General features: G+C 67.8%; 14 protein-coding genes. 4 read left to right on the top strand and 10 right to left on the bottom strand.

Annotated features, from left to right (window positions below; translation table 11 throughout):
* Positions 1 to 6 precede the first annotated feature (6 nt).
* From moaE to AC3RCJ_RS11095, 7 genes are all read right to left on the bottom strand, one after another.
* Entirely contained in the window at positions 7 to 480 is a 474-nt protein-coding gene (gene moaE, locus AC3RCJ_RS11125; protein ID WP_492964002.1) for a molybdopterin synthase catalytic subunit MoaE, read from the bottom strand.
* Positions 477 to 3059, bottom strand: a complete 2583-nt coding sequence (locus tag AC3RCJ_RS11120; protein WP_492964001.1) for a DUF349 domain-containing protein — start codon at positions 3057 to 3059, stop codon at positions 477 to 479. Before AC3RCJ_RS11120 ends, moaE begins: the two co-directional genes overlap by 4 nt.
* Before the next feature lie 179 nt (positions 3060 to 3238).
* Positions 3239 to 3853 carry a hypothetical protein gene (locus AC3RCJ_RS11115; RefSeq protein WP_492964000.1) on the bottom strand — a complete coding sequence of 205 codons (615 nt, stop codon included), beginning with the start codon at positions 3851 to 3853 and terminating at the stop codon, positions 3239 to 3241.
* Between the two features lie 112 nt (positions 3854 to 3965).
* On the bottom strand, positions 3966 to 6635 hold the full coding sequence (locus AC3RCJ_RS11110) for a bifunctional acetate--CoA ligase family protein/GNAT family N-acetyltransferase (protein WP_492963999.1): 2670 nt from the start codon (positions 6633 to 6635) through the stop codon (positions 3966 to 3968).
* A gap of 138 nt (positions 6636 to 6773) precedes the next feature.
* The gene (locus AC3RCJ_RS11105) at positions 6774 to 7769 is read right to left on the bottom strand and encodes a DUF2804 domain-containing protein (protein ID WP_492963998.1); all 996 of its coding nucleotides are present in this window, start codon (positions 7767 to 7769) and stop codon (positions 6774 to 6776) included.
* The gene (locus tag AC3RCJ_RS11100; RefSeq protein ID WP_492963997.1) at positions 7766 to 9058 is read right to left on the bottom strand and encodes a winged helix-turn-helix domain-containing protein; all 1293 of its coding nucleotides are present in this window, start codon (positions 9056 to 9058) and stop codon (positions 7766 to 7768) included. The genes AC3RCJ_RS11105 and AC3RCJ_RS11100 overlap by 4 nt, the downstream gene beginning before the upstream one ends.
* Before the next feature lie 68 nt (positions 9059 to 9126).
* Positions 9127 to 10491, bottom strand: a complete 1365-nt coding sequence (locus AC3RCJ_RS11095) for a sensor histidine kinase (protein WP_492963996.1) — start codon at positions 10489 to 10491, stop codon at positions 9127 to 9129.
* 163 nt (positions 10492 to 10654) lie between these two features.
* Here AC3RCJ_RS11095 and AC3RCJ_RS11090 point away from each other — a divergent pair, with 163 nt between their 5' ends.
* Entirely contained in the window at positions 10655 to 12799 is a 2145-nt protein-coding gene (locus tag AC3RCJ_RS11090; protein ID WP_492963995.1) for a TonB-dependent receptor domain-containing protein, read from the top strand.
* A gap of 62 nt (positions 12800 to 12861) precedes the next feature.
* Here the strand turns inward: AC3RCJ_RS11090 and AC3RCJ_RS11085 are convergent, their stop codons facing one another.
* Both AC3RCJ_RS11085 and AC3RCJ_RS11080 read right to left on the bottom strand, forming a co-directional pair.
* The gene (locus AC3RCJ_RS11085; RefSeq protein ID WP_492963994.1) at positions 12862 to 13530 is read right to left on the bottom strand and encodes a response regulator; all 669 of its coding nucleotides are present in this window, start codon (positions 13528 to 13530) and stop codon (positions 12862 to 12864) included.
* Positions 13531 to 13550: 20 nt separating this feature from the next.
* Entirely contained in the window at positions 13551 to 13922 is a 372-nt protein-coding gene (locus AC3RCJ_RS11080) for a YajD family HNH nuclease (protein ID WP_131687343.1), read from the bottom strand.
* Positions 13923 to 14192: 270 nt separating this feature from the next.
* On the opposite strand from AC3RCJ_RS11080, the gene AC3RCJ_RS11075 reads away from it, so the two are divergent.
* From AC3RCJ_RS11075 to AC3RCJ_RS11065, 3 genes are all read left to right on the top strand, one after another.
* Positions 14193 to 17213, top strand: a complete 3021-nt coding sequence (locus AC3RCJ_RS11075; RefSeq protein WP_492963993.1) for a PAS domain-containing protein — start codon at positions 14193 to 14195, stop codon at positions 17211 to 17213.
* Between the two features lie 72 nt (positions 17214 to 17285).
* The gene (locus AC3RCJ_RS11070; RefSeq protein WP_492963992.1) at positions 17286 to 18512 is read left to right on the top strand and encodes an exonuclease SbcCD subunit D C-terminal domain-containing protein; all 1227 of its coding nucleotides are present in this window, start codon (positions 17286 to 17288) and stop codon (positions 18510 to 18512) included.
* A gap of 16 nt (positions 18513 to 18528) precedes the next feature.
* Entirely contained in the window at positions 18529 to 22287 is a 3759-nt protein-coding gene (locus AC3RCJ_RS11065; RefSeq protein WP_492963991.1) for an AAA family ATPase, read from the top strand.
* Between the two features lie 16 nt (positions 22288 to 22303).
* Here AC3RCJ_RS11065 and AC3RCJ_RS11060 read toward each other — a convergent pair whose 3' ends face one another.
* Complete coding sequence (locus tag AC3RCJ_RS11060; protein ID WP_492963990.1) at positions 22304 to 22471, bottom strand: hypothetical protein; 168 nt, start codon at positions 22469 to 22471, stop codon at positions 22304 to 22306.
* Positions 22472 to 22627 lie beyond the last annotated feature (156 nt).

Raw genomic sequence — 22627 nt, 5'->3', positions numbered from 1 at the left:
TTCGCTTCAAATGGCGCTTGCTTTTGCGGCCCACTTATCCAGGGCCGTCTCGTCGCTGTCGCGCGCATCGACCCAGCGCGCCCCTTCGGGCGTGTCTTCCTTCTTCCAGAACGGCGCTTCCGTCTTCAGGTAATCGATGATGAATTCGCAGGCGGCGAAGGCCTCGCCCCGGTGGGCGGACGCGACGGCCACCAGCACGATCTGCTCCTGCGGCAGCAAGGGTCCCACGCGGTGGATCACCAGCGCGCCCGACAGCGGCCAGCGGCCGCGCGCCTGCTCGATGATGGCTGCGATGGACTTTTCCGTCATGCCCGGATAGTGCTCGAGTTCCATGGCGGCCACGTCCAGCCCCTCGTTCATGTCGCGCACCGTGCCGACGAAGCCGACGACGGCGCCCACCTTGGGGTTGCCTGCACGCAATTGTGCAATTTCTTGACCAAGGTCAAAATCGGCTTGCTGGATGCGGACGGATGTACTCATTTGGCGACACCTCCGATGCGGCGCAGCAGGGTTTCGATGCGGCTGGCCGTGCGCGCGTCGGTCACGGCGGCAATCGCGCACAGCTGCATCAGCTGCGACACTTGCGTGAGCGGCTTCTGGCCCGATTTGAGCGACGATTGCAGCACTTCCACCTGCATTTTCAGGCGGTCGCGGGCAAATTCGGCGCCGCTGTCGACGCCGGCGACGATTTCCAGGCGCAAGACTTCATCGCGCAGGCGCTCCTGGTTGGCCTGCAAATGCTGCACGTAGGCGGCGCCACCGTCGCCCAGCGCGGCCTGGGCGGCGGCAAAGCGCTGCTGCAGGCTGCGTTCGTACTGGGCGTCGAGCGGCGGCAAGGCACTCCAGCGCTGCACCCAAGTGGCCGCATCGGCGCCGGCATCGCCTTCGACCAGGGCAGTTTCCAAGGCCTGCGTCAGACGCAGCTTGTCGCGCAAGGCGTTGGCCTGGGCCGCGCCGGCGCGCTCGGCGATGGCGTCCGCCTGCGCTTGCACGCCAGCCACCGCGGCCTGGTAGCGCTGCTCGATCTTCGCTTCGCTGGCGCGCGGCACGGGACCCGTGGCGTTCCAGGCGGCGCGCGTGTCGCGCAGCAAGTGATTGATGAAGGCGCTGCGGGCCTTGTCGTCGCCCTCGGGCACGACAGCCGTTTCCAGCGCGGCACACAGCGCTTCGCGCGCATGCAGGTGTTCGCGCCGCTCATGGTCGGCCGCGTGGGCCGTTTCCTTGCGCCTGGCGAAGATATCGTCGCAGGCGGCGCGGAAACGCTGCCACAGCGCCTGTTCGGCGCGGCGCTCGAGCGGCAGGGCTTTCGCCAGTTCCTGCCATTTGTCCTGCAAGGCTTTGAGCATGTCGACCGTGTTGCGCTCCGATGGCTTGAGCAAGCCCACTTCGACAATCAATTGTTCGCGGCGCGCCGTTTCGATCTGGCGCTGCGTTTCCAGCGGCTTCGACAAGGCGTCCAGGGCGGCGCCGAATTCCGTATCCAGGCGTTTCTTTTCCTTGCGGTCGATGGTGCCCAGGCGCGTCCACGCCTGGCGCAGGCGCTGCGAGCTCGACGCCACGTGCTTCCAGTCCGTGCTCTCTTCGGCCGCCAGGGCCACCGTTTCCGCGATCAATTCCTGGGCCTTGGCGGCATTGCCATGGCGTTCCTCGGCCAGTTGCTTGAAATGCTGGGCCGCGGGCGCGTAGGCCACGCTGCAGGCGGCGTCGAAACGCTCCCACAGGGATTTCGGCGCCGGGCCGGACAGGGTGTCGAGCGACTTCCAGCGCTCGCGCAGGCTGCCCACTTTCTTGGCCAGCTCGGCCATCGGCAATTGCTGCGCCGGCAATTCCTCGCCCGCCTTGACCAGTTCTTCGCGCGAGACGTTGCCGCCCCAGCGCGCCCAGTCGGCCAATTGCTTGAATTGCGCACGCACATGGGCCAGGCGGTCCGCTTGCGCCGGCGTCAAACGGCCGTGTTTGCTATCGCGCAAGGTTTTGTCATGCTCGGAAGCGACATGCAATAAGCCGTCCTGCAAGGCCGCTTCCATGGCGTCCAGGGTCTTGAAGAACTGCTCCGTCGCTTCTTGCGAGACGGGCGCGTGTTCCTGGCGCGGCTTGCGCGGCGCGGACTCCACCACGCCAGGCGCGGCAGCGGCTGGCGCTGGCGCCGGCACGGGCGCCGGCGCGCTGGCCAGCACGGCCGCAAATTGCTGCTGCAGGCTGTCCGACAGCGGCGACTCGGGCAGGCGCGGCAGGGCTTGCCACGCGCGTTTCAAGGCCTCGGCATCCAGGGTGGCGGCGTCCTGCGCCTGCCAGTCGGCCAGAGCAAGCTGGCGCGCGTCGAACACGGCCTGGTGCTGCTGCAGCGCCTGCAAGGCCGACTGCGCCTGTTCGCGCGCCTGCGCGAAGTCAAGTTCCAGGTGTTTCGGCAGCGAGCCGCGCTCGGGCGATTGCGCATGCTGCGCGTGTTCCGCATCCAGGCGGGCCAGCGACTGGGCCAGCTCGTCGGCGGACTGGCCATTGCTGGCCAGCGCGCGCGCGGCGGCCACGGCGTCGATCACGGCGCGCTGCAACACCACTTGCGCCGCCAGGCGCGACGCCAGCGCGGCGCGCGCGGCGGCAAAGGCGGTCGCCAGTTCGGGCGTGGCCTTGATGACTTGCCATTGGCGGTCCAGCTCGGCCACCTGGTTCGGACTGAGCTTGTCATCGTTCAACAGGCGCTGGGCCGTATCGATGCTGGCCTGGGCGCGCTGGGTTTCCGCCGCCTGGTGGCGGATCAGGTCGATGCGGCCCTGCATCAGCTTGGCGACGCGGCGGTCCGTGTTGCGCATGGCCTGGTGGACTTTTTCCAGCAGCGGCAAGGCATGCACGTGTTCGGCCGCGATCAGGCGGGCATCGGCAAATTCGCTGGCAACGATGAATTCGGCGGCGGCGGCTTCGTCGCCCGCCACGGCATGGGCACGCGCAACCTGCTCGGCGCGGCGCGATGCGCTCTGCGCCGAGGCGGCGGCCTGTTCTGCCACGACAGGATCGGGAGCGGCAGTCTTGCTGGCAGAACGTTTGAAAAGAAATTCGAACATGACGGGTTTCGCGTGGATCAAAACCACCATCATAACAAAGCCCGGGGTATTGCATCGGACAGGACTGAACAAGTTATCAAATGGACAAATGAAACATTTTCCCTATGAACGGCACGCTGCGGCGCCTTGCCAGCCGTGCCGCAGGCAGGCAACTGGCGAGGTGGGCACTCGCTAGCGGCTCAGGCCTGCGCGCGCAGCGGCGGCTGCTGCATGGGCGCGCCGCCATCGGGCGCCGCCACGGCCGGCGCCGGCAAGACGAAGGGCAGCACCTGCGCCTTGTCGCGGCGCGTCTCGCGCGCCCGCGCATCGTGCGCGAGGAACTGGTAGGCGATGGCAAACCAGGCTTCGCCCACGATCACCTTGCGCGCCAGCGCAAACAATTCGCGCTCTTCTTTTTCCAGGCGTTCCAGCAAGGTCGCGCAAAAGGCGTCGATGGCCGCGCACAGCTGCTCGACCTGCTGTTCCGACGTGTCGAGGGCGGCGCCCGCGCGCCGCTGCACCGCATTGATGTTTTCCAGTGCGGCATGGTTCAAGCCATTGAGCTCGTCGAGCAAGCCGTCGGCATGCGGCGTGGCCTGGCGGATGGCGGGAATCAGGTACATTTCCACCTTGCGCCAATAGCCGCTCTGGTACAGCCGGTGCAGCCAGTCGCCCGCATATTGCATCTGAGACAGGGTCAACTGGTTCTGCTGGCGCAGCTGGGCATGCATGTATTTCTGAAAAGACAGCAAACTCATGCGTATGCTGGCCTGCTCCACCGACAGGGATACCAATATATATGTTGCCGTAAGCATTCACTCACTCCCAAAGCGCGCTGGATCGATTATCCTGGAAGTGAAAGTGTAAAGACTACCGACAGGGGCGGGTTTGATCCTGCACAAACCCTCGGCGCGCTGCGCGCATTTTTCAGCGCGGCGGCCGCAAGCCGATATGCAGGTCGACCACGCCCGGCTCCTCCGATGGCGTGACTTCGCCGCCAAAGCTTTTCACCAGCCGCTGCATGCCCTTGTTGCGCGCCATCGCCTCGCCCACCAGCGCTTCCGTGCCGCGGCTGCGGAAGTAGTCGACCAGCTTCTCGAACAGGATGTGGCCCAGGCCCTTGCCCTTCAGGGCCGAGCGCACGGCGATGGCGAAGTCGGCGTGGATGTTGTCGGGATCGGCCACGGCGCGCACCACGCCCAGGGTTTCCGGCTGGCCGTCCGGACCGGCGTGCGTGGCGATGAAGGCCATGGCGCGGTCGTAATCGATCTGCGTCAGGCGCGCCAGCTGCGACACGGGCAGTTCGCGCATCGAGGTGAAGAAGCGCAGGCGCACGTCGTCCGGGTCCAGCGCGTGGAACAGGTCCATGTGCTGCGGCGCGTCTTCGGGGCGGATGGGGCGCAGCAGGATATCCCGGCCCATCCACGTCACCCGCTCTTCCAGCTCCTGCGGATACGGGCGGATGGCCAGGCGGTCGCTCTTCTGCCCCGGCTGCAGGCGGATGCGCGCGTCGAGGGCGATCACGCCGTCGGCGTCGGCCACCAGCGGATTGATGTCGAGTTCGGCCAGCTCGCCGATGTCGGCCACCAGTTCGGCCACCTGGATCAGGGTGTAGCAGATGGCGTCGATGTCGGCGGGCGGCTGGTTGCGGTAGCCGGCCAGCAGTTTCGACACGCGCGTGCGCGCCAGCATGTCGCGCGCCAGCGCCATGTTCAGCGGGGGCAGGCCGATCGCGTGGTCGGCCGTCACTTCGACGGCGATGCCGCCCTGCCCCACCAGGATCACGGGGCCGAAGGCGGCGTCGGTGGTGACGCCGACGATCAGTTCATGCGACTGCGGGCGGCGCGCCATCTGCTGCACGGTAAAACCGTCGATCAGCGCGTCGGGCCGCATGCGGCGCACGCGCTTGAGCATGGCCGCGGCGGCCGTGCGCAGGATGTCGGGCGTATCGAGGTCCAGCGCCACGCCGCCCACGTCGGACTTGTGCGCGATGTCGGGCGAGTGGATCTTCAGCGCCACCGGGTAGCCGATGTCCGCCGCCACGGCCAGCGCCGCTTCCACGTCGGCCGCCATGCGCGTGGTGGCCACGGGAATGCCGTAGGCGGCCAGGATCTCTTTCGAGCGGCATTCGCCGAGCACCGTCTGGCCGGCCGCCAGCGCGGCGGCGACAATTTCGCGCACCCTGGCGCGGCGCGGCGCGGCCGAGATGGGCGGCTGTGCCGGCACCTGCATCAGGGTTTCCTGGTTGCGCCGGTACTGCACGATCTGCATGAAGCCATGCACGGCCTTTTCCGGCGTGTCGTAGGTGGGAATGCCGGCGCGATTAAAAACCTGGCGCGCCGGCGCCACCGTGGTGCCGCCCAGCAAGCATGACAGCACCGTGCGCGAGGTGGCCTTGATCAGCGGCGTGACGGCTTCGGCGATCTCGATCGACGACACCATGGCCGTGGGCGCGTGCAGCAGCAGCAAGGCATCCGCCTGCGGCTCGTCGAGCAGCGGCTTGATGGCGTCGGCGTAGCGCTGCACGGCCGCGTCGCCGGGCAAGCCCACCGGGTTGTCGTGCGACCAGCCGCGCGGCAGCGCCTTTTCCAGCGCGATCACGGTATCGGGCGACAGCTCGGCCAGCTTGCCGCCGCTGCCCACCAGGGCGTCGGTGGCCATCACGCCCAGGCCGCCGCCGTTGCACAAGATCGCCAGGCGCTCGCCGCGCTGCGAGCGGATATGCGTGAGCGTTTCCACCGCGTCGAACAGTTCCTCGGCCGAATACACGCGCAGCATGCCGGCGCGGCGGATGGCCGCGTCGTACACGGCGTCCGAGCCGGCCAGCGCGCCCGTGTGCCAGGCCGCCATGGCCGCGCCTTCGGCCTCGCGTCCCGCCTTCAGGACGATGACGGGCTTGCTGCGCGCGGCCGCCCGCGCCGCCGACATGAATTTGCGCGCCGCCTGGATGTCTTCCATGTACAGCAGGATGGCGGCCGTGTCGATGTCGCCGGCCAGATAGTCGAGCAGGTCGCCGAAATCGATGTCATAGCTGCCACCGAGCGAAATGAACTTGGAAAAGCCCACGCCATGCGCATTGGCCCAGTCGAGCACGCCCGACACCAGTGCGCCCGATTGCGACACGAAGGCGATCTTGCCGCTGGTCGCGCCCAGGTGGGCGAAGCTGGCGTTCAGCCCCAGTTTCGGCACCAGCAGCCCCATGCTGTTGGGGCCGAGGATGCGCAGCAGATGCGGTTTCGCCGCCTTCAGCATGGCCAGGCGCAGCGACGCCTCGCGCACGGGGTCCAGGCCCGACGTCATGACGATGGCCGCGCGCGTGCCCAGCGCGCCCAGTTCGCGGATCAGCGCCGTGATGGTGGCGGGCGGCGTGCAGATGATGGCCAGGTCCGGCGCCTTGGGCAGGTGCGCCAGCTTGCGGTAGCATTTCAGGCCCATCAGCTCGTCGTACTTGGGATTGACGGGCCAGATCTCGCCTTGATATCCGCCGCCCAGCAGGTTGTACAGGGCGATGGCGCCCAGCTTGCGTTCGCGCGCGGTGGCGCCGATCAGGGCCACCGAGGCCGGCTTGAACAGCTTGTCGAGATTACGGATACTCATGTTCTGGCCTCATGGACTGGCAGGGTGAATCTGGACCCATCGCGGCTGCGCTGGCACGCGCCAGTGTATCGGATGCGCAGGCAAAAAAACTTGACCGCGTGTCGCGTTTCGCAAAAAAAACGCGCCAGGCCCGCACGCTCACCAGCGCGAGCGGTGGCTCTCCGTCACGCCCGCCAGCTGCGCCACGATGCGCTTGGGGCTATCGGCACTGGCGCGCACCCAGCCGCTGAACGTGCCGATGGGCTGGATGTAGCGGCTGGCGGCGATCCACAGGTTCTTGTCCTCGCGCCGCGCCCCTTCCGGCTTGAAGTGCAGGTCGAGCAAATCGTCGTCCGTCCACACATGCCACGGCGCCAGCGGGTTGTCGGGGTTGAAGTCGAAATGCGCGCGGCCCAGCGGATACAGCTGGCCATCGAGCCACAGCGCGTTCTCATGCGCGCCGAAATAGCCGGCCTGCAGGTTGAAACCGAGGTCCAGGCTGTGCGCCGAGGCCCAGCGCCATTCCGTTTCGCGCGCCAGCAAGCCGTTCGAATAATCGAAGCTGGCCACGCCGTCGTCGAGGCTGTAGCCGATGGCGCCGCAGCGCACGCTGCCCCACAGCGGCAAGCCGCCCGATTTTTGCGTGGCGTGCACGGACCCGCCCTCGCCCACGGGGCCGAAGGCGAGCAAGGTGGGTGCCACGGGCGGGCCGAATTCGGCGTCGATGCCGAAATGGCCGCAGTCGAGCAGCAGGCGGTGGCGGTGGCCTGCCACGGCTTCGATGGCGATATGCTGTGAAAAGAAGCGGAAACGGCTGCCGGCTCCCGCATGCGGCGCCAGCGAGGCGCACAGGCCGGGCACGCCATCCTGCGCAAACGAGGCCACGATCTTGCCCTTGTGGCGGTCGAACGCATACGCGAACGCGGTGCTGGTCCAGCCCAGGTCGACGATGGCCACGCCGCAGAACACGGCGGGCGTGGACAGGGCCACGTAATGCCAGCGCTTGTGATGGAACAGGCGCCACACGGAACCGCGCGCATGGGGCGGCGCCAGCGCGGGCCAGTCGAATGCGCCGGCCAGTCCCGCATAGCGGCCAAAGCGGGGGCTGCCATCGACGTCGAGCAGCCTGGATGGGGCGGGCGGCAGCGGCGTCATGCTGCCAGCCCCCCTGCCGATGCCGACACGTCGGCCAGCGCGGCGGCCAGCTGCTGGCCGAACGCCGTCGGCTGCGTGACGACGACCTGCGGACAGGCATGCCAGCCGGCCAGGCGCCGCACGGCGCCGGCCACGTCGCGCACCAGGCGGGGGCTGGCGCGCACGCCCGCTTCCAGCGCCAGCGACTTGATTTCAAAACAGCCTTGCGCGCGGTGCGCCTTGGCGTCCAGGCGTCCCACCAGCGCGCCACGGCGCAGGATAGGCAGGGTGAAATAACCATACCGGCGCTTCTCGGCCGGCGTATAGCATTCGAGCCGATAGTCGAAATCGAACAGTTCCAGGGCGCGGCGCCGGTCCCATACGACGGGATCGAACGGCGACAAGATCGTCGTCAGGGTGGGCGCCAGCTTGCCGCAAGCGGCCGCGCGCGCCAGTTCCGCGTGGTCCGCATGCACGTACACGGCGTCAACCCAGCCGGCCACCGAACAACGCAGCAGCGCGCCCTCGTCCACCAGCGCCTGCAGGTCGTGGGCCAGGCTGGCGCGCGACTGTTTGGTGCGGAAGTAGTCGCTGATCCAGCCCGCCCGCGCCAGGCCCAGCGCCTTCACGCTGGCCAGCAGCAGGCGGCGGCGCACCTGCTGTTCCGGCGGCAGCAAGCCATCGTGCCAGCCCGGCAGCACGCGCTCGGCCAGGTCGTAATAGCGCTGGAACTGATGGCGCTTGGCGATCATCAGCACGCCCGACGTAAACAGCACTTCCAGCGAGCGTTTTTCCGGCTTCCAGCTCCACCAGCCGCCCGCCTGGCCATCCGTGCGCTCGAAGTCCGCCGAGCGCGCGGCGCCGTTGGCGCGGATGTGGTCGAGCACCGACGCGACGGCTTCGCCCTGCTCGGCCATCCATTTGACCGAGTATTTCCAGCCCATGGCGGCCGGGTCCAGCATGCGGTGGCGGTACAGGCCATAGTCTTCGATGGGCACGAAACACGCTTCATGCGCCCAGTATTCGAACAGCGCGCCCTCGGCCAGCAATTGCTCGAGCCACGGCTGCGGATAGTCGCCGAGGCGGCTCCACAGCACCAGGTAGGGACTGCGCGCCACCACGTGGATGGTATCGATCTGCAGCACGCCCATCTGGCGGATGGCGGCCAGCACGTCGGCCTTCACGGCTTTTTTACGCCGCGCCTGCAATAGTCCTTGCGCGGCCAGGTGCAGGGCGCGCGCGCCGGCCAACGGCAGCATGAGCTCTGGCGCGGGCGCGGAAGCGGGGCCGTCGGCGGGAAGGTGTCGCATGTCTTTGCTGTGCATATGGCAAAGATACCGCATTCTGCATGTCGCTTGGGTGTTTTATCGCTATCGGCTCACTTCCCCTGACTGTGCCCATCCCATGGAAACAGGACGGTGACGGCCAGCCCCCTGCCCTCCAGTCCCGCGCCCAGGCACACCCGCGCGCCATGGCGCCCGGCGATGCGGCGCACGATGGACAGTCCCAGTCCGCTGCCGGGCACCTGCGCGCCGCCCAGGCGGAAAAAGCGTTCGAACACGCGTTCGTGCATGTCGGCCGGGATGCCCGGCCCGTTGTCGGCCACGCACAGGAAGGCGCAGCCGTCTTGCCGGCCGCAGCTGACCACGACGCGTCCGTCCGCAGGCGTGTAACGCAGCGCATTCTCGACCAGGTTGCGCAGCAGCATATGCAGGCTGTCCGCATGCAGCGCGCACGGCGCCGGCGCGATAGCCCATGCCAGCCCCGGTTGCCGCTCGCCGCCCTGCCATTGGCTCGCCTGGTCTGCCAGCAGGACGGCCAGGTCCCCCGCCGCCAGCGGCGCGGCCGTCTGCGCCTGCGGATCGAGCCGCGCCAGCGCCAGCAGCTGGTTGACCAGGCGCGTGGCGCGCTCCACGCTGGCAGCGAGCCCGGCGATGAATTCGTCGCGCTCGGCCGCGCTGCGGGCCCGTTGCAGCACCTGCAGATTGGTCTTGATGGCGGCCAGCGGCGTGCGCAGCTCATGCGCCGCATCGGCCGTGAAGCGCTGTTCATTGTCGCGGCTGTGCCGCACCCGGCCGAACAGGCGGTTAATTTCCAGCAGCAGCGGATGCAGTTCGTCCGGCGCACCGCGCACCTGCACGTCGGCCAGGTCATCGGGGGTGCGCGCCGAGACTTCCTCGGCGGAGGCCTGCAGCACGCGGAACACGCGGTGGATACTCCACCAGATGGCGAGGGTGGCCAGCGCCACCAGCAGCAGGCCGAACAGCGCAATGCGATAAAAGAAGCCGCGGCTGATATCGTCGCGGTGGCTGGTCGGTTCGGCCACCAGCAGTTGCAGCTGGCGGTCCTGGCTCCAGACGGAAAACAGACGCCAGCGCTGTCCGCCTATGCTGGTCCAGGACAGGCCGTCCGGCACCGTGCGCGACAGCGCGATGTCGGAGGCGGCATCATTGCGGTACAACACGCGTTGCCTGGCATCGCGCACCTTGAACAGCAAATAGTGATGGGGATTCGGCTGGCCCCGCATGGGCAGGTCGATCGGTCGCGCCAGGCCCCGTTCGCGCACATCGCTTTCAGCCAGCGACAGCAGCAGATGCCCCGTTTCCGTCAGCGACTGGTCGAACAGTTCCTGGCTCTCGCGCCGCGCCTCCACATACACGATGGCGGCGCTGCCCACCCACAGGGCCAGGGTCAGGCCCAGCAGCACGGCCAGCAGGGTGCGCCGCAGCGACCAGGCTTGCACGCCGCCGCCGGCAGTTAAGAATCTCTTAAGAACTTCTGCGCATGATCCGGAGCAAAATATTTTTTGGGAAGCCATGGCCGCAATTGTAAATGATTCTTATTGCTTCAATGATTCCCATTCCCCAAACAAGACAGACCAATAATTCATTCCCTCAGGAGTTTGCATGTCCAACCGCACCCGCCGCGCGCGCCTGCCGCGTCCCACCACCCTGGCCCTGGCCGTGGCCGCCCTGTCCTGCCTGCCGGCTCACGCCCAGACGGGCACGCCGGCCAGCATGCCGGAAGTGGTGGTCTCCGCCTCCGGTTTCGAGCAGGATATCAAACAGGCGCCCGCCTCGATCACGGTGCTGACGCGCCAGGAACTGTCGAAGGAGCGCTTCGGCAACCTGACCCAGGCGCTGGAGAGCGTGGAAGGCATCGACGTGGGCGCGGCGGGCGACAAGACGGGCGGCATGAATATCAGCATCCGCGGCATGCCCAGCGACTACACCTTGGTGCTGATCGACGGACGGCGCCAGAATGCGGCCGGCAACGTCACGCCGAACGGCTTCGGCGGCACGCAGACGAGCTTCATGCCGCCGCTGGCCGCCATCGAGCGCATCGAAATCATCCGCGGCCCCATGTCGACCCTGTACGGCTCGGACGCCATGGGCGGCGTGATCAACATCATCACGCGCAAGGTGGGTCAGCAGTGGATGGGTTCCGTCTCGGCCGACTACACCGCGCAGGAAGAATCCGCTTTCGGCGACGTGAAAAGCGGCCGCTTCTACCTGAGCGGCCCCATCGCCACCGACCTGCTGGGCCTGTCCTTGCGCGGCAGCAAGCAGCGCCGCGACGCGGCCCATATCCGCTACAACGACGCGGCCGGCGCGGAAGTCGCCGCCAGAATGGGCGCCAACCCCGTGCGTGCGGACATCACCAACGTTGGCGCGCGCCTGGCCTTGACGCCGAACCGCTACCACACCGTCATCCTCGACGCCGACGCGGGCCGCCAGACCTACGACAATTCGAGCGGCCAGCTCGGCACCAAGACCGTGCAGGGCGGCTACGGTCCCGAGCAGAAATACAAGCGCGACCAGTGGACCCTGTCGCACACGGGCCGCTTCGGCTTCGGCACCCTGGACAGCAGCTATATGGTGAACAAGACGGAAACCCTGGGCCGCACGATTCCCCCAGGCACGCCAGGGGCCGTGGCCGGCACCGCGCGCACGCTGGAAGTGGAAAGCCAGGTCTTCGACACCAAATTGGTCATGCCTCTGGGCAAACACATGGCCACCGTCGGCGCGCAATGGTGGAAAGCGGAAATGACGGATGGCGTGGCGCCGAAGACATTCGACTTCACGCAAAAAGCCCTGTTCGTGGAAGACGAATGGCAGGTGCTGGAGCATCTCGCGCTGACCTTCGGCGCCCGCTATGACGACCACAGCATCTTTGGCGGCCAGACCAGCCCCCGCGCCTATGCCGTGTGGAACGCGACGACTAGCTGGACCGTCAAGGGCGGCGTCAGCAAGGGCTACAAGACGCCGCGCGTGGAACAATTGTCGCCAGGCATCAACGGTTTCGGCGGCCAGGGCACGATTCCCCTCGTCGGCAGCCCGGACCTGAAGCCGGAAACGAGCACGACGGCGGAAATCGGCGCCTACTTCGACAACCTGGCCGGCTGGACCGCCAGCGGCACCGTGTTCAACAATACCTTCAAGGACAAGATCACGACGGGCACGGGCCTCGTCAACTGCAGCTACCGTCCTTCGCCCAACCGTCCCGGCTGCGTCAGCTTCGGCAACTGGCCCAACGTCGATGCGTTTGGCCAGTCCGTCAACGTGGATGAGGCCGTCACGCGCGGCGTCGAGCTGAACACGCGCTTCCCGCTGGGCAAGACCTTGTCGGCCAGCGCCAACTACACCTACACGGAGAGCGAACAGAAGAGCGGCAGCAACGCGGGCAAACCGCTGAGCGACACGCCCAAGCACGCCGTCAACGCGCGTCTGAGCTGGGATATCTCGCGCGATTGGAACGGCTGGCTGCGCGCCGAGTACCGCAGCGAGCGTTTCCGCGATCCGGGCACCTCGGCTTCCACGCGCGCCGCCAAGGCCGCACTGGGCGACTACAAGGGCTACACCATGCTGCACCTGGGCAGCAGTTATCAGTTGAACAAGCGCGTGACCCTGAACGCGGCCGTGTACAACCTGCTCAACAAGGATTTCATCGACTACCAGGCGTACCGCGCACCGGCCCTGGACTACGCCAACCGCTACGTCAACAGCCTGGACGGACGCCGTCTGTGGCTGTCGGCCACCGTCGATTTCTGATGAGGTAAGGCGTCATCGGCGTCAACATCGAACGGGCTGCCCCAGGGCGGCCCGTTTTTTCGTCAAGCCGTTTGCGCTTTATCAATGCAGTAGCCGATCGCATGCACGGTGCGTATCAAATCCCGCCCCAGCTTCTTGCGCAGGTGGTGGATGTGCACTTGCACGGCATTGCTTTCCACTTCGCCGCCCCAGCTGTACAGGTTTTTCTCCAGCTGTTCGCGGCTCAGCACCCGGCCGCCGTGTTCCAGCAGCAATTGCAGGATGCGGAATTCCTTGACGGTCAGGGTCACGGGCACGCCCCCTTGCGTCACCTGCCGGTCGGCGATATCGAGCACCAGGTCGCCATGTGCAAGGTGCTCGCGCAGGCGGCCGGCGGCGCGGCGGCAGGCGCTGCGGATGCGCGCGGCCAGCTCGTCGAGGTCGAACGGCTTGACGATAAAGTCGTCGGCGCCCGCGTCCAGGCCGGCGATGCGCTCGCCCACCTGGTCGCGCGCCGTGACGACCAGCACGGCGCCGCCGTAGCCATTGTCGCGCAGTACGCCCAGCGCCTGCATGCCGTCCTGCCCCGGCAAGCCCAGGTCGAGCAGGATGCAGCCATAGTCGTGCAGGCGCACGGCCGTGTGCGCATGCTCGGCGCTCATGACCCAGTCGACGGCGTAACCGCCCTGTTCCAGGCCGATCTGCGTGGCGCGCCCCAGTTGCGGGTCGTCTTCGGTCAGCAGGATGCGCATGGTAAAGCGGCGCGGCCCGCTCAGTCCTTCTTCTTGATCAGGCCCGCCAGCGCGGCAAACGGGTTGTGCGTGGCGGGCGCCACCTCGGCCGACAGCAGGCCGGCGCCACGGTCCGCCTCCAGGTAGCGCGAGTGTTCATTGTCGTGGCAATACAGGCACAGCAATTCCCAGTTGCTGCCATCGGGCGGATTGTTGTCATGGTTATGGTCGCGGTGGTGCACGGTCAGCTGCTGCACGTTGGCACGCGTGAATTCGCGCATGCAGCGGCCGCACACCCACGGGTACATCTTCAGCGAACGCTCGCGGTAGCCGCTCTCGCGCTGGTCGGCGGCGCGGCGCGCGTCGGCCACGATCTTGTCCAGCCGTGCCGCGTCGGGCTTTTTACTCTGCATGACAACTTTCGATATGGGAGGAAGAAGCACCCATTTTAAAGAGGATGGCGCCCGATTTGTACTTTTTCTGCCACGTGCCAGGCCGATGTCGCCGTCCGCCTGGTTTTTTTAGCGTATACGGCGCCACAGGTGCTTGATTTAACGCAAAATAAGACCAGCGACAGACGGTGGGGATGATGGAAAAATTGATCTAGCGCAAGAAAATCGCGATTTCGGCTATCATGCGCGCAACACCGCCCCTTTCAATGACTCTTGCCTGCAAGCGCCCAATTGATATCGATTACGAGACCCCTGCAACGCCTTGCCAGCCGCCTGTACCGCATCAGCCTGGTACCCCTGTTCGCGCTCCCGCTGCTGCTCGTATTGTGGGGCGCCGTCCTCTATCAGGTAGGCCAGGAGCGCGCCAACGCCGTGCGCGACGCCGTGGCCGGCAGCCAGTCGCTGGCGCGCACGCTGGCCGACCATACCAGCTACATCCTGCGCCAGACGGACCACGCCACGCAGCTGTTCAAGCTCAAATACGAGGAATCGGCCGGCGCGCTGCGCCTGAACGAATTCACGCGTCGCCTGGGCCTGCTCGACAGCGTGCTGCCGTCCAAGCTGGCATTGCCGATCGCCCTGGTCGACGCGCGGGGCCAGGTCATCGACAGCGCCAACGCCTATCTTCCCGACAATCTGGCGCAACAGCCGTTTTTCCAGGCGCTGGCGGCCAACCCGGCCGACAGCGCGCTGGTCGACACGCCCACGCCCGATGCCGACAGCAAGCACTGGATGATACGCTCGGCGCGCCGCCTGAACGATGCCCAGGGACGCTTCGCCGGCGCCATCGTCATCCTCATCGATCCCGCCTATTTCGTCGACGACTACGACCGCCTCGACCTCGACGACCAGGGCGCGCTGATGCTGGTGGCGCGCGACAGCGGCCTGACGGTGGGGCGCATCGGCGAGCAATTGATCGCCAGCGACCGCATCGACTTCCGCATGCCCGGGCCGCCGCGCCACGCGCCCGAGGAAATGGTGATCGAGCCGCCACCCGACGCCACCGAGCGCATCTACAGCTACCGCGAACTGCCGCGCTACCCGCTGCTGGCCGTGGTGGGCGTGAGCCGCGCCGCCGCGCTGGCCCGCTTCGAGCACCGCCGGCACGTGTATTTCGGCGCGCTGATAGCCGCCAGCCTGCTGATCGTCGGCTTTACCTCGCTGCTGACGCGGCAAAGCGCCCGCCTGCGCCGCAGCATGCGCCAGGCGCAGGAAGCGCAGGCGCTGCTGCGCGCGGCGCACCAGGGCAGCCTCGACTCCGTGCTGCTGCTGAAGGCCTGGCGCCCGGCCCACGGCAAGCCGGTGGAAGACTTCATTTTTGCCGACGTCAACGAGCGCGCCGCCGACATGCTGGGCAAGCCCCGCGCGGAACTGCTGGGCCAGCGCGTACTGCCGCTGGTGCCGCTGCTGCGCGGCGAGCGCTTTTTCAAGCGCTTCCTGCTGGTGATGGAAACGGGCCAGCCGCTGGAAGACGAGTTCGAACTGCAGCTGGCCTCGGGCGGCACGCGCTGGCTGCGCCACCAGGTGGTGCCCATCGCCGATGGCGTGGCCGTCACCTCGCGCGACATCAGCGCGCGCAAGCACGACGAGCTGGCGCTGCAGGATAACCGCAGCTTCCTGCAATCGCTGATCGACCACCTGCCCGTGCTGGTGTACGTGAAAAGCGCGCGCCCCGAGAACTTCGGCCGGATGGAGGTGTGGAACAGGGCCGCCGAGGATATCACCGGCTATCCGGCCGCCGACGTCATCGGCAGGATCGACTGCGACGCCTTCCCTCCCGATCTCGGCCTGCACGACGCCGAGGACGACCGCGCCATCCTGGCCGAGCGCGGCGTCATCGACCATACGGAAAAGCCGCTGCGCCTGCCTGACGGCAGCCTGCGCTACCTGCGTGCCGTCTCCGTGCCCGTCTTCGACGAGCGCCAGCAGGTCGAACATATCCTGTGCATCGCCGAGGATATCTCGCAGCGCCGCCAGCAGGAACTGGAGCTGCGCCAGAAACAGGCCGAACTGGCCGCCGTCAACGACGCCTCGCCGCTGGGGCTGGTGCGCCTGGACCGCCAGCGCCGCTGCACCTATGTCAACCGCACCTTCGAAGCCATCACGGGCCTGCCGCGCGCCGCCGCGCTGGGCGCCGGCTGGACCAGCGCCCTGCATCCGGACGACTATCCGCTGATGCACGTGGCGCTGGAACAGCTCACGCGCAGCCACGCCGCCTTCCAGTCCACCCTGCGCTGCCTGCACCGCGACGGCAGGCTCGTATGGCTGTCGGTGAAGATCGCCCCCATCCTCATCGACGGCAGCATCGAAGGCTATGTCGGCAGCCTGGACGACATCACCACCCTGCGCGAATCGGAAGTGGCGCTGCTGGAAAGCGAGGCGCGGCTGCGCACCATCGCCGACACCCTGCCGGCCATGATCGCCTACATCGACGCCGACCAGCTTTTCCGCTTCCTGAACATCGCCTACGAACGCGAATTCGGCCTCACCGGCCAGCAGGTACTGGGCAAGAGCGTGCTGGAAACCGTGGGCGAGGCACGCTACCGCACCGTGGCGCCCTACATCGAGCGCGTGCTGGGCGGCGAAACGCTGAGCTTCGAGGAAGAGGACCTGAAGGAAGGCATCGAGCGCTGCATGGAAGTGATCTATATCCCGCAGATCGGCGAAGACCATCTGCAGGTGGTGGGCTTTCACGTGATGCGCCAGGATATCACCGTGCAAAAACGCGAAAAGCAGCGCCTGCTGCAACTGGCCCAGGTCGACGCGCTGACAGGCTTGTCGAACCGCGCCGGCTTCCAACAAAAACTCAGCGACGCCATGCACGCCAGCCGCCAGCAGCACCGCCTGATGGCCGTCATGTACATGGATATCGACCGCTTCAAGCCCGTCAACGACACGCACGGCCACGGCACGGGCGACGCCCTGCTGCGCGCGTTCGCCCAGCGCCTGACGCAGACCATGCGCGCCACCGACATCATCGCCCGCCTGGGCGGCGACGAATTCACCATCATCATGGAACACATCGGCAAGCCCGACGACGCGGCCATGCTGGCGGGGAAAATCGTCACCGCCATGCGCCAGCCTTTCGACCTCGATGGCATCCGCGTGCAGATCTCGGCCAGCATCGGCCTGGCCTTCTACCGCGACGAAGACATCAGCCCCGCCATGCTGCTGCAGCAGGCCGACGTGCTGCTGTACCAGGCCAAGCAGGATGGGCGCAATACGTATCGCGCTGGCGTGCTGACGACTTGACATGGCCGCTGGCGCCTGGCGCCATTCCTGCTATATTGGCGCCTGTCTCCCTCTTACCGCTCGCCACCCACCATGCGCCTGCTGCACACCTCCGACTGGCATCTGGGCCAGACCCTGCACAATTACGAGCGCGGCTACGAACACCAGCGCTTCCTCGACTGGCTGCTCGACACCCTCGTGGCCGAGCGGGTCGACGTGCTGCTGGTGGCGGGCGACGTGTTCGACAACGCCAACCCGTCGGCCGCCTCGCAAAAACAGTTATACGTGTTCCTGCAGCAGGCGCGCGCGCGCCTGCCCGCGCTGCAGCTCGTCGTCGTCGCCGGCAACCACGATTCGGCGGGACGGCTGGAAGCGCCCGCCCCCCTGCTGGCCGCGCACGGCACGCACGTGATCGGCCACCTGCTGCGCGGCGACGATGGCCAGATCGACCTCGAACGCCTGCTGCTGCCCTTGACGGGCGCCGATGGCCAGGTGCAGGCGTGGTGCCTGGCCGTGCCCTTCCTGCGTCCCGGCGACGTGCCGAAACTGCCGGCCGGCGACACCCAGGATGCCTACCTGGGCGGCATCGCCCTGCTGTACCGCCAGCTTGCCGACCTGGCGCTGGCGCGCCGCCGGCCCGGACAAGCCATCCTTGCCATGGGCCACTGCCACATGGTGGGCGGCGAAATGTCGAACGACTCCGAGCGCCGCATCGTCATCGGCGGCACCGAGATGCTGCCATCGGGGATCTTCGATACGTCCATCGCGTATGCGGCACTGGGCCACCTGCACAAGGCGCAGGCCGTGGGCGGACAGGAACACATCCGCTACTGCGGCAGCCCGATCCCCCTGTCCTTCGCCGAAGTGAACTACCGCCACCAGGTGCTGTGCCTCGATATCGACGGCGAGCAATTACGCGAAGTACGCGCCATCGCCGTGCCGCGCGCCGTGCCCCTCTTGCGCGTACCGGCCGCGCCGGCGCCCATCAACGAAGTGCTGGCGCAGCTGGCCGCGCTCGACGTGCCGGATGCGCCAGCCGAAGCGCAGCCGTTCCTGGAAGTGCGCGTGCGCCTCGATGCGCCTGAACCGGGCCTGCGCACGCGCATCGAAACGGCGCTGGACGGCAAGAGCGTGCGCCTGGCGAAGATCGAGACGTCGAGCGCCGCGCGCAGCAGCGCGCCCGAGAACATGACGCTCGACCAATTGGGCCAGCTGCAGCCCGACGACATCTTCCGCCGCCTGTACCAGCAAAAATACGCGAAGGAAGCGCCGCCCGAACTCCTCTCGGCCCTGGCCGAACTGCTGCTGCCCGGCGCTTGAGAGCACCTGAAGAACCATGAAAATACTGAAAATCTGCGGCAAGAACCTGGCCTCGCTGGCCGGCGAATTTGAAGTCGACTTCCAGCGGGAACCGCTGGCGTCTTCCGGCCTGTTCGCCATCAGCGGCCCCACGGGCGCGGGCAAGAGCACCCTGCTCGACGCCCTGTGCCTGGCCCTGTACGACGCCACGCCGCGCCTGCTGAAAGTGCTGGGCCGGGGCAGCGCCCTGCCCGACGTGGGCAAGGAAACCGTCAGCGCCCAGGATACGCGCACCCTGCTGCGCCGCGGCACGCCGGACGGCTATGCGCAAGTCGATTTCGTCGGCAACGACGGCGCCAGCTATCGCGCGCGCTGGAGCGTGCGCCGCTCGCGCACCAGGGCCGAGGGCGCGCTGCAGGCGACCGCCATGAGCTTGCACCAGCTGCCGGCGCTACAGCCCATCGGCGGCACCAAGACGGAAGTCAAGGAAGAAATCGAGAAGCGCATCGGCCTGTCCTTCGACCAGTTTACGCGCGCCGTGCTGCTGGCGCAGAACGAGTTTTCCACCTTTCTCAAGACGGAAGACAATGAACGGGGCGAATTGCTGGAAACCCTGACGGGCAGCAGCATCTATACCGACATTTCCATGCGCGCCTTCGAACGGGCGAAAAAGGAAAAGCAGGTGCTCGAACGCCTGGGCGAAAAACTGGCCGACCAGCGGCCATTGTCGCCGGAAGAGCGGGCCGGGACCGAAGCGCTGTGCGGCGCGGCCGAGACCAGCCTGCAGCACATCGACCTGCGCAAGGCGGTGCTGGAACTGCAGCAGCGCTGGCACCAGGAGACGCACAAGCTGCAAACCCAGGCGGCGGCCGCGCAGGAGGCGCTGGTCAGCGCCGATGCCGAGCAGGCCGCTGCACAGGAACGCCACGCGGCGCTGGCGCAATGGGAATTGCTGCAGCCGGCGCGCCCCCTTTGCGACGAGGCGGCGCGCCTGGCCAGCGATATCGCCGGCACCGGCGCCGCGCTGGAAACATCGCGCGCGCAGGCGACGCAAGCCGTGGCCAGCGAGACGCAACTGGCGGCCAGCGCGCAGCAAGCGGCAGCGGCCTTGCTGGCCAGGGAAGCGGCGCAGCACGATGCGGCGCCCCGGCTCGATCAAGCCAAGGCGCTCGACGCCGGCATTGCGTCACAGGTGTCCGCGCACCGCCAGGCGCAAGCTGGCGCCCTGGCCGCCGACCAGGCCAACGAGGCGGCGCGCGCCGCGCTGCACGCTCAGCAACAGCGCCTGCACGCCGCGCAAGCGGAACAGGAAGCGGGCCGCCAGTGGCTGGCGTCGCACCAGCAATGGCAGGCGCTGGCGCAATCGTGGCAGTTGTGGGACCAATTGTTTGCCGAGGCCGGGCAAGCGGCCGCGCAAGCCGATGCGGCCGACGCCAGCATGGCCGAGTCAAGACAGCAGCTGCGCCAGGCCGTTGACGCCACGCAGGCGGCGCAAGCGGCACTGGCCAGCGCCGCCGCCGTGCTGGCGATGCGCGAGGCGCAGCGGCGCGAGGCGCAGGCGGCCGTGCAAGCCATCGATGGCCAGGGGCTGCAGGAACAGCGCGGCCAGCTGGAGTCGCACGCGCGCATCTTGAGCAGCGCGGAAAAGACCTGGAGCGAGCTGGCGCGCCAGCAGCAGGCGCTGGCGCACTGGCAAGCCAGGGCGGCCCAGCTGGCGCAGGCCGCGCACACGGAAAACACGGCATGGGCGGCGGAAGCGGCGCAAACGGCACCGCTGGAAGCGCGCCTGGCGCAGGCGGAAAAATCCCTGAAAGGGGCGGAGGCGGCATGCGCGGCCAGCGTCGAGCAGCTGCGGGCCACCTTGCACGACGAGCAGCCCTGCCCCGTCTGCGGCGCGCTGGAACACCCATACAGCCACGCCGATCACGCCTTGCAGGCGATGCTGGCCAGCTTGCAGGACGAGGTGCTGGCCTGCCGCACGCAGGCGCGCGGCAATCTGGAGCGGCTGGCCGCGCACAAGGCGGCGCTGGCCGCGACGGCGCGCGAGCAGGCGCAAACGGATGCCGAACTGGCGGCCCTGCCGCCCGCCATCGACAGCCTGAACGCGCAGTGGCAGCCGCATGCGGACACATTGGAACTGCCGCTGGCAAATGAGCGCGCGGACTGGTTCACGCGGCAGCTGGCGGCCAATGCGGCAGGCTTGCAGGCGCTGGCGCAGCAGGAAACGGCGCTGCGCCAGGCCGGCGCGCGGCGCGAGCAGGCGCAGGCGGCGCATGAACTGGCGTCCACCGAGCACGCGCGCTGCACAAGCGCCGTCGCCGATGCGCAGGCGCGGCTGGCGCAGCTGCAGGCGCAGCAAGCGGGCAACGCCGACAAGGGCGAGACGGCGCGCACCGCGCTCGATGGCCTGCTGGCACGGCTCGACGGCGCGTTTGCCGACGCCGATGGCGCCGAGGACTGGAAAGACAACTGGCGCGCCGGCCCTGCCGCCTTCCGCGCGGCGCGTGAAACGGAAAGCCGGCAATGGCTGAAACAGCAGGCGGACCACGACAACCGCGGCCATGCGCTGACGACCCTGGCCGCCCAACTGGACGCGGCGCAGCTGGCCGCCGCCAAGGCGCAGCAAGCGGCACAAGAGGCCCACGCCGTCTTTGCCGCCGCCGACAAGCAGCGCACGGCAATGCAGGCGGAACGCCACGCGCTATGGCAGGGCCAGAGCGTGGCCGAGGTCGAGCGCGCGCTGGCAGGCGCCATCGCGGCAGCCAGGGAGCTGCTGGCGCAGCAGCAAACGGCGGCGCAGTCCGCCAGCCAGCAGCGCACGCGTCTGGAAGAAGCGTGCGCGCAGCTGTCGCAGCGCCTGGCCGCCTTGCGCGAACAGGAACACAACGCCAGCGCCGCCTTGCACGCCTGGCTGCGCCAGTTCCAGCTGGCTCACCCGGCCCATGCGCCCGCTGACCTGGACAGCTTGCGCGCGCAACTGGCCATCGCGCCGGAAGCCATGCGCGCCGAGCGGGCCGCCCTGCAAGTGATCGCCGACCGCCACACGGCAGCCGCGTCCGTGCTGGCCGAGCGCCAGCAACAGCTGGCGGCGCACCTGGCACAGCCGCCAGACGGACTGGAAACGGACGTGGCCGCGCTGCAGGCGGCGCTCGACGCGCTGCTGCTGGAACGCCAGGCGGCCAACCAGGAAGCGACCCGGCTGCGCCTGGCCATCGCGCAGGACGACGCGCGGCGCCACAGCGCGCAAGCCATGCTGGCGCAGATCGAGGCGCAAGCGGTGATCGAGCGGCGCTGGGCCAGCCTGGATGAATTGATCGGCTCGGCCGACGGCAAGAAGTTCCGCAACTACGCGCAGCAATTCACGCTGGAAGTGCTGCTCGGCTATGCGAATGCGCATCTGCACCACCTGGCGCGCCGCTACCAGCTCGAACGCATCGACAATCCGGACAAGCCCTCGCTGGGCCTGATGGTGCGCGACCAGGACATGGGCGGCGAACTGCGCTCCGTGCACTCGCTGTCGGGCGGCGAATCGTTCCTCGTCTCGCTGGCCCTGGCGCTGGGCCTGGCGTCGCTATCCTCGAACCGCGTGCGCGTGGAATCGCTGTTCATCGACGAGGGCTTCGGCAGCCTGGATACGGAAACGCTGCGCGTGGCCATGGATGCGCTCGACGGCTTGCAGGCAATGGGTCGCAAGGTGGGCGTCATCTCGCACGTGCAGGAAATGACGGAGCGCATCGCCACCCGCATCCTCGTGCAGCCCGGGGCCGGCGGCAAGAGCGTGGTGACGGTGCGCTAGCGAGCGCCGGCCAGGCCTATCGCGGCACAGGCTCGCGGCCCAGCCGGAGCAGGTCCCAGCCCAGTTCGCGGCGGATCTGCTCGGGGTCGGGCGGCGGACGGCGCTGCGCCAGTTCCGCTTGCAACCATTTCCTGACCAATTCCTTGCCTGGTTGCTTGGGCTGTTCCTTGTCACGCTGTTCCATGATGCTACCTCTTCAATGGCGGCCAGACGACCTCCTATATACGTTCAACGTGACGGCGCGGATTCAGTTGACTTGTGCGTGGCGCAGTTGCAACAGTATGTAAGCCGGCGCGGAGTAGGTTAGAATCGCGGCCTTCGCGTAACGACCGTCTACGCC

Source organism: Janthinobacterium sp. GW822-FHT07H11 (genome assembly GCF_058798615.1).
Note: the sequence above shows the minus strand (reverse complement) of the source record. Positions and strands in the feature narration are given on the sequence as shown.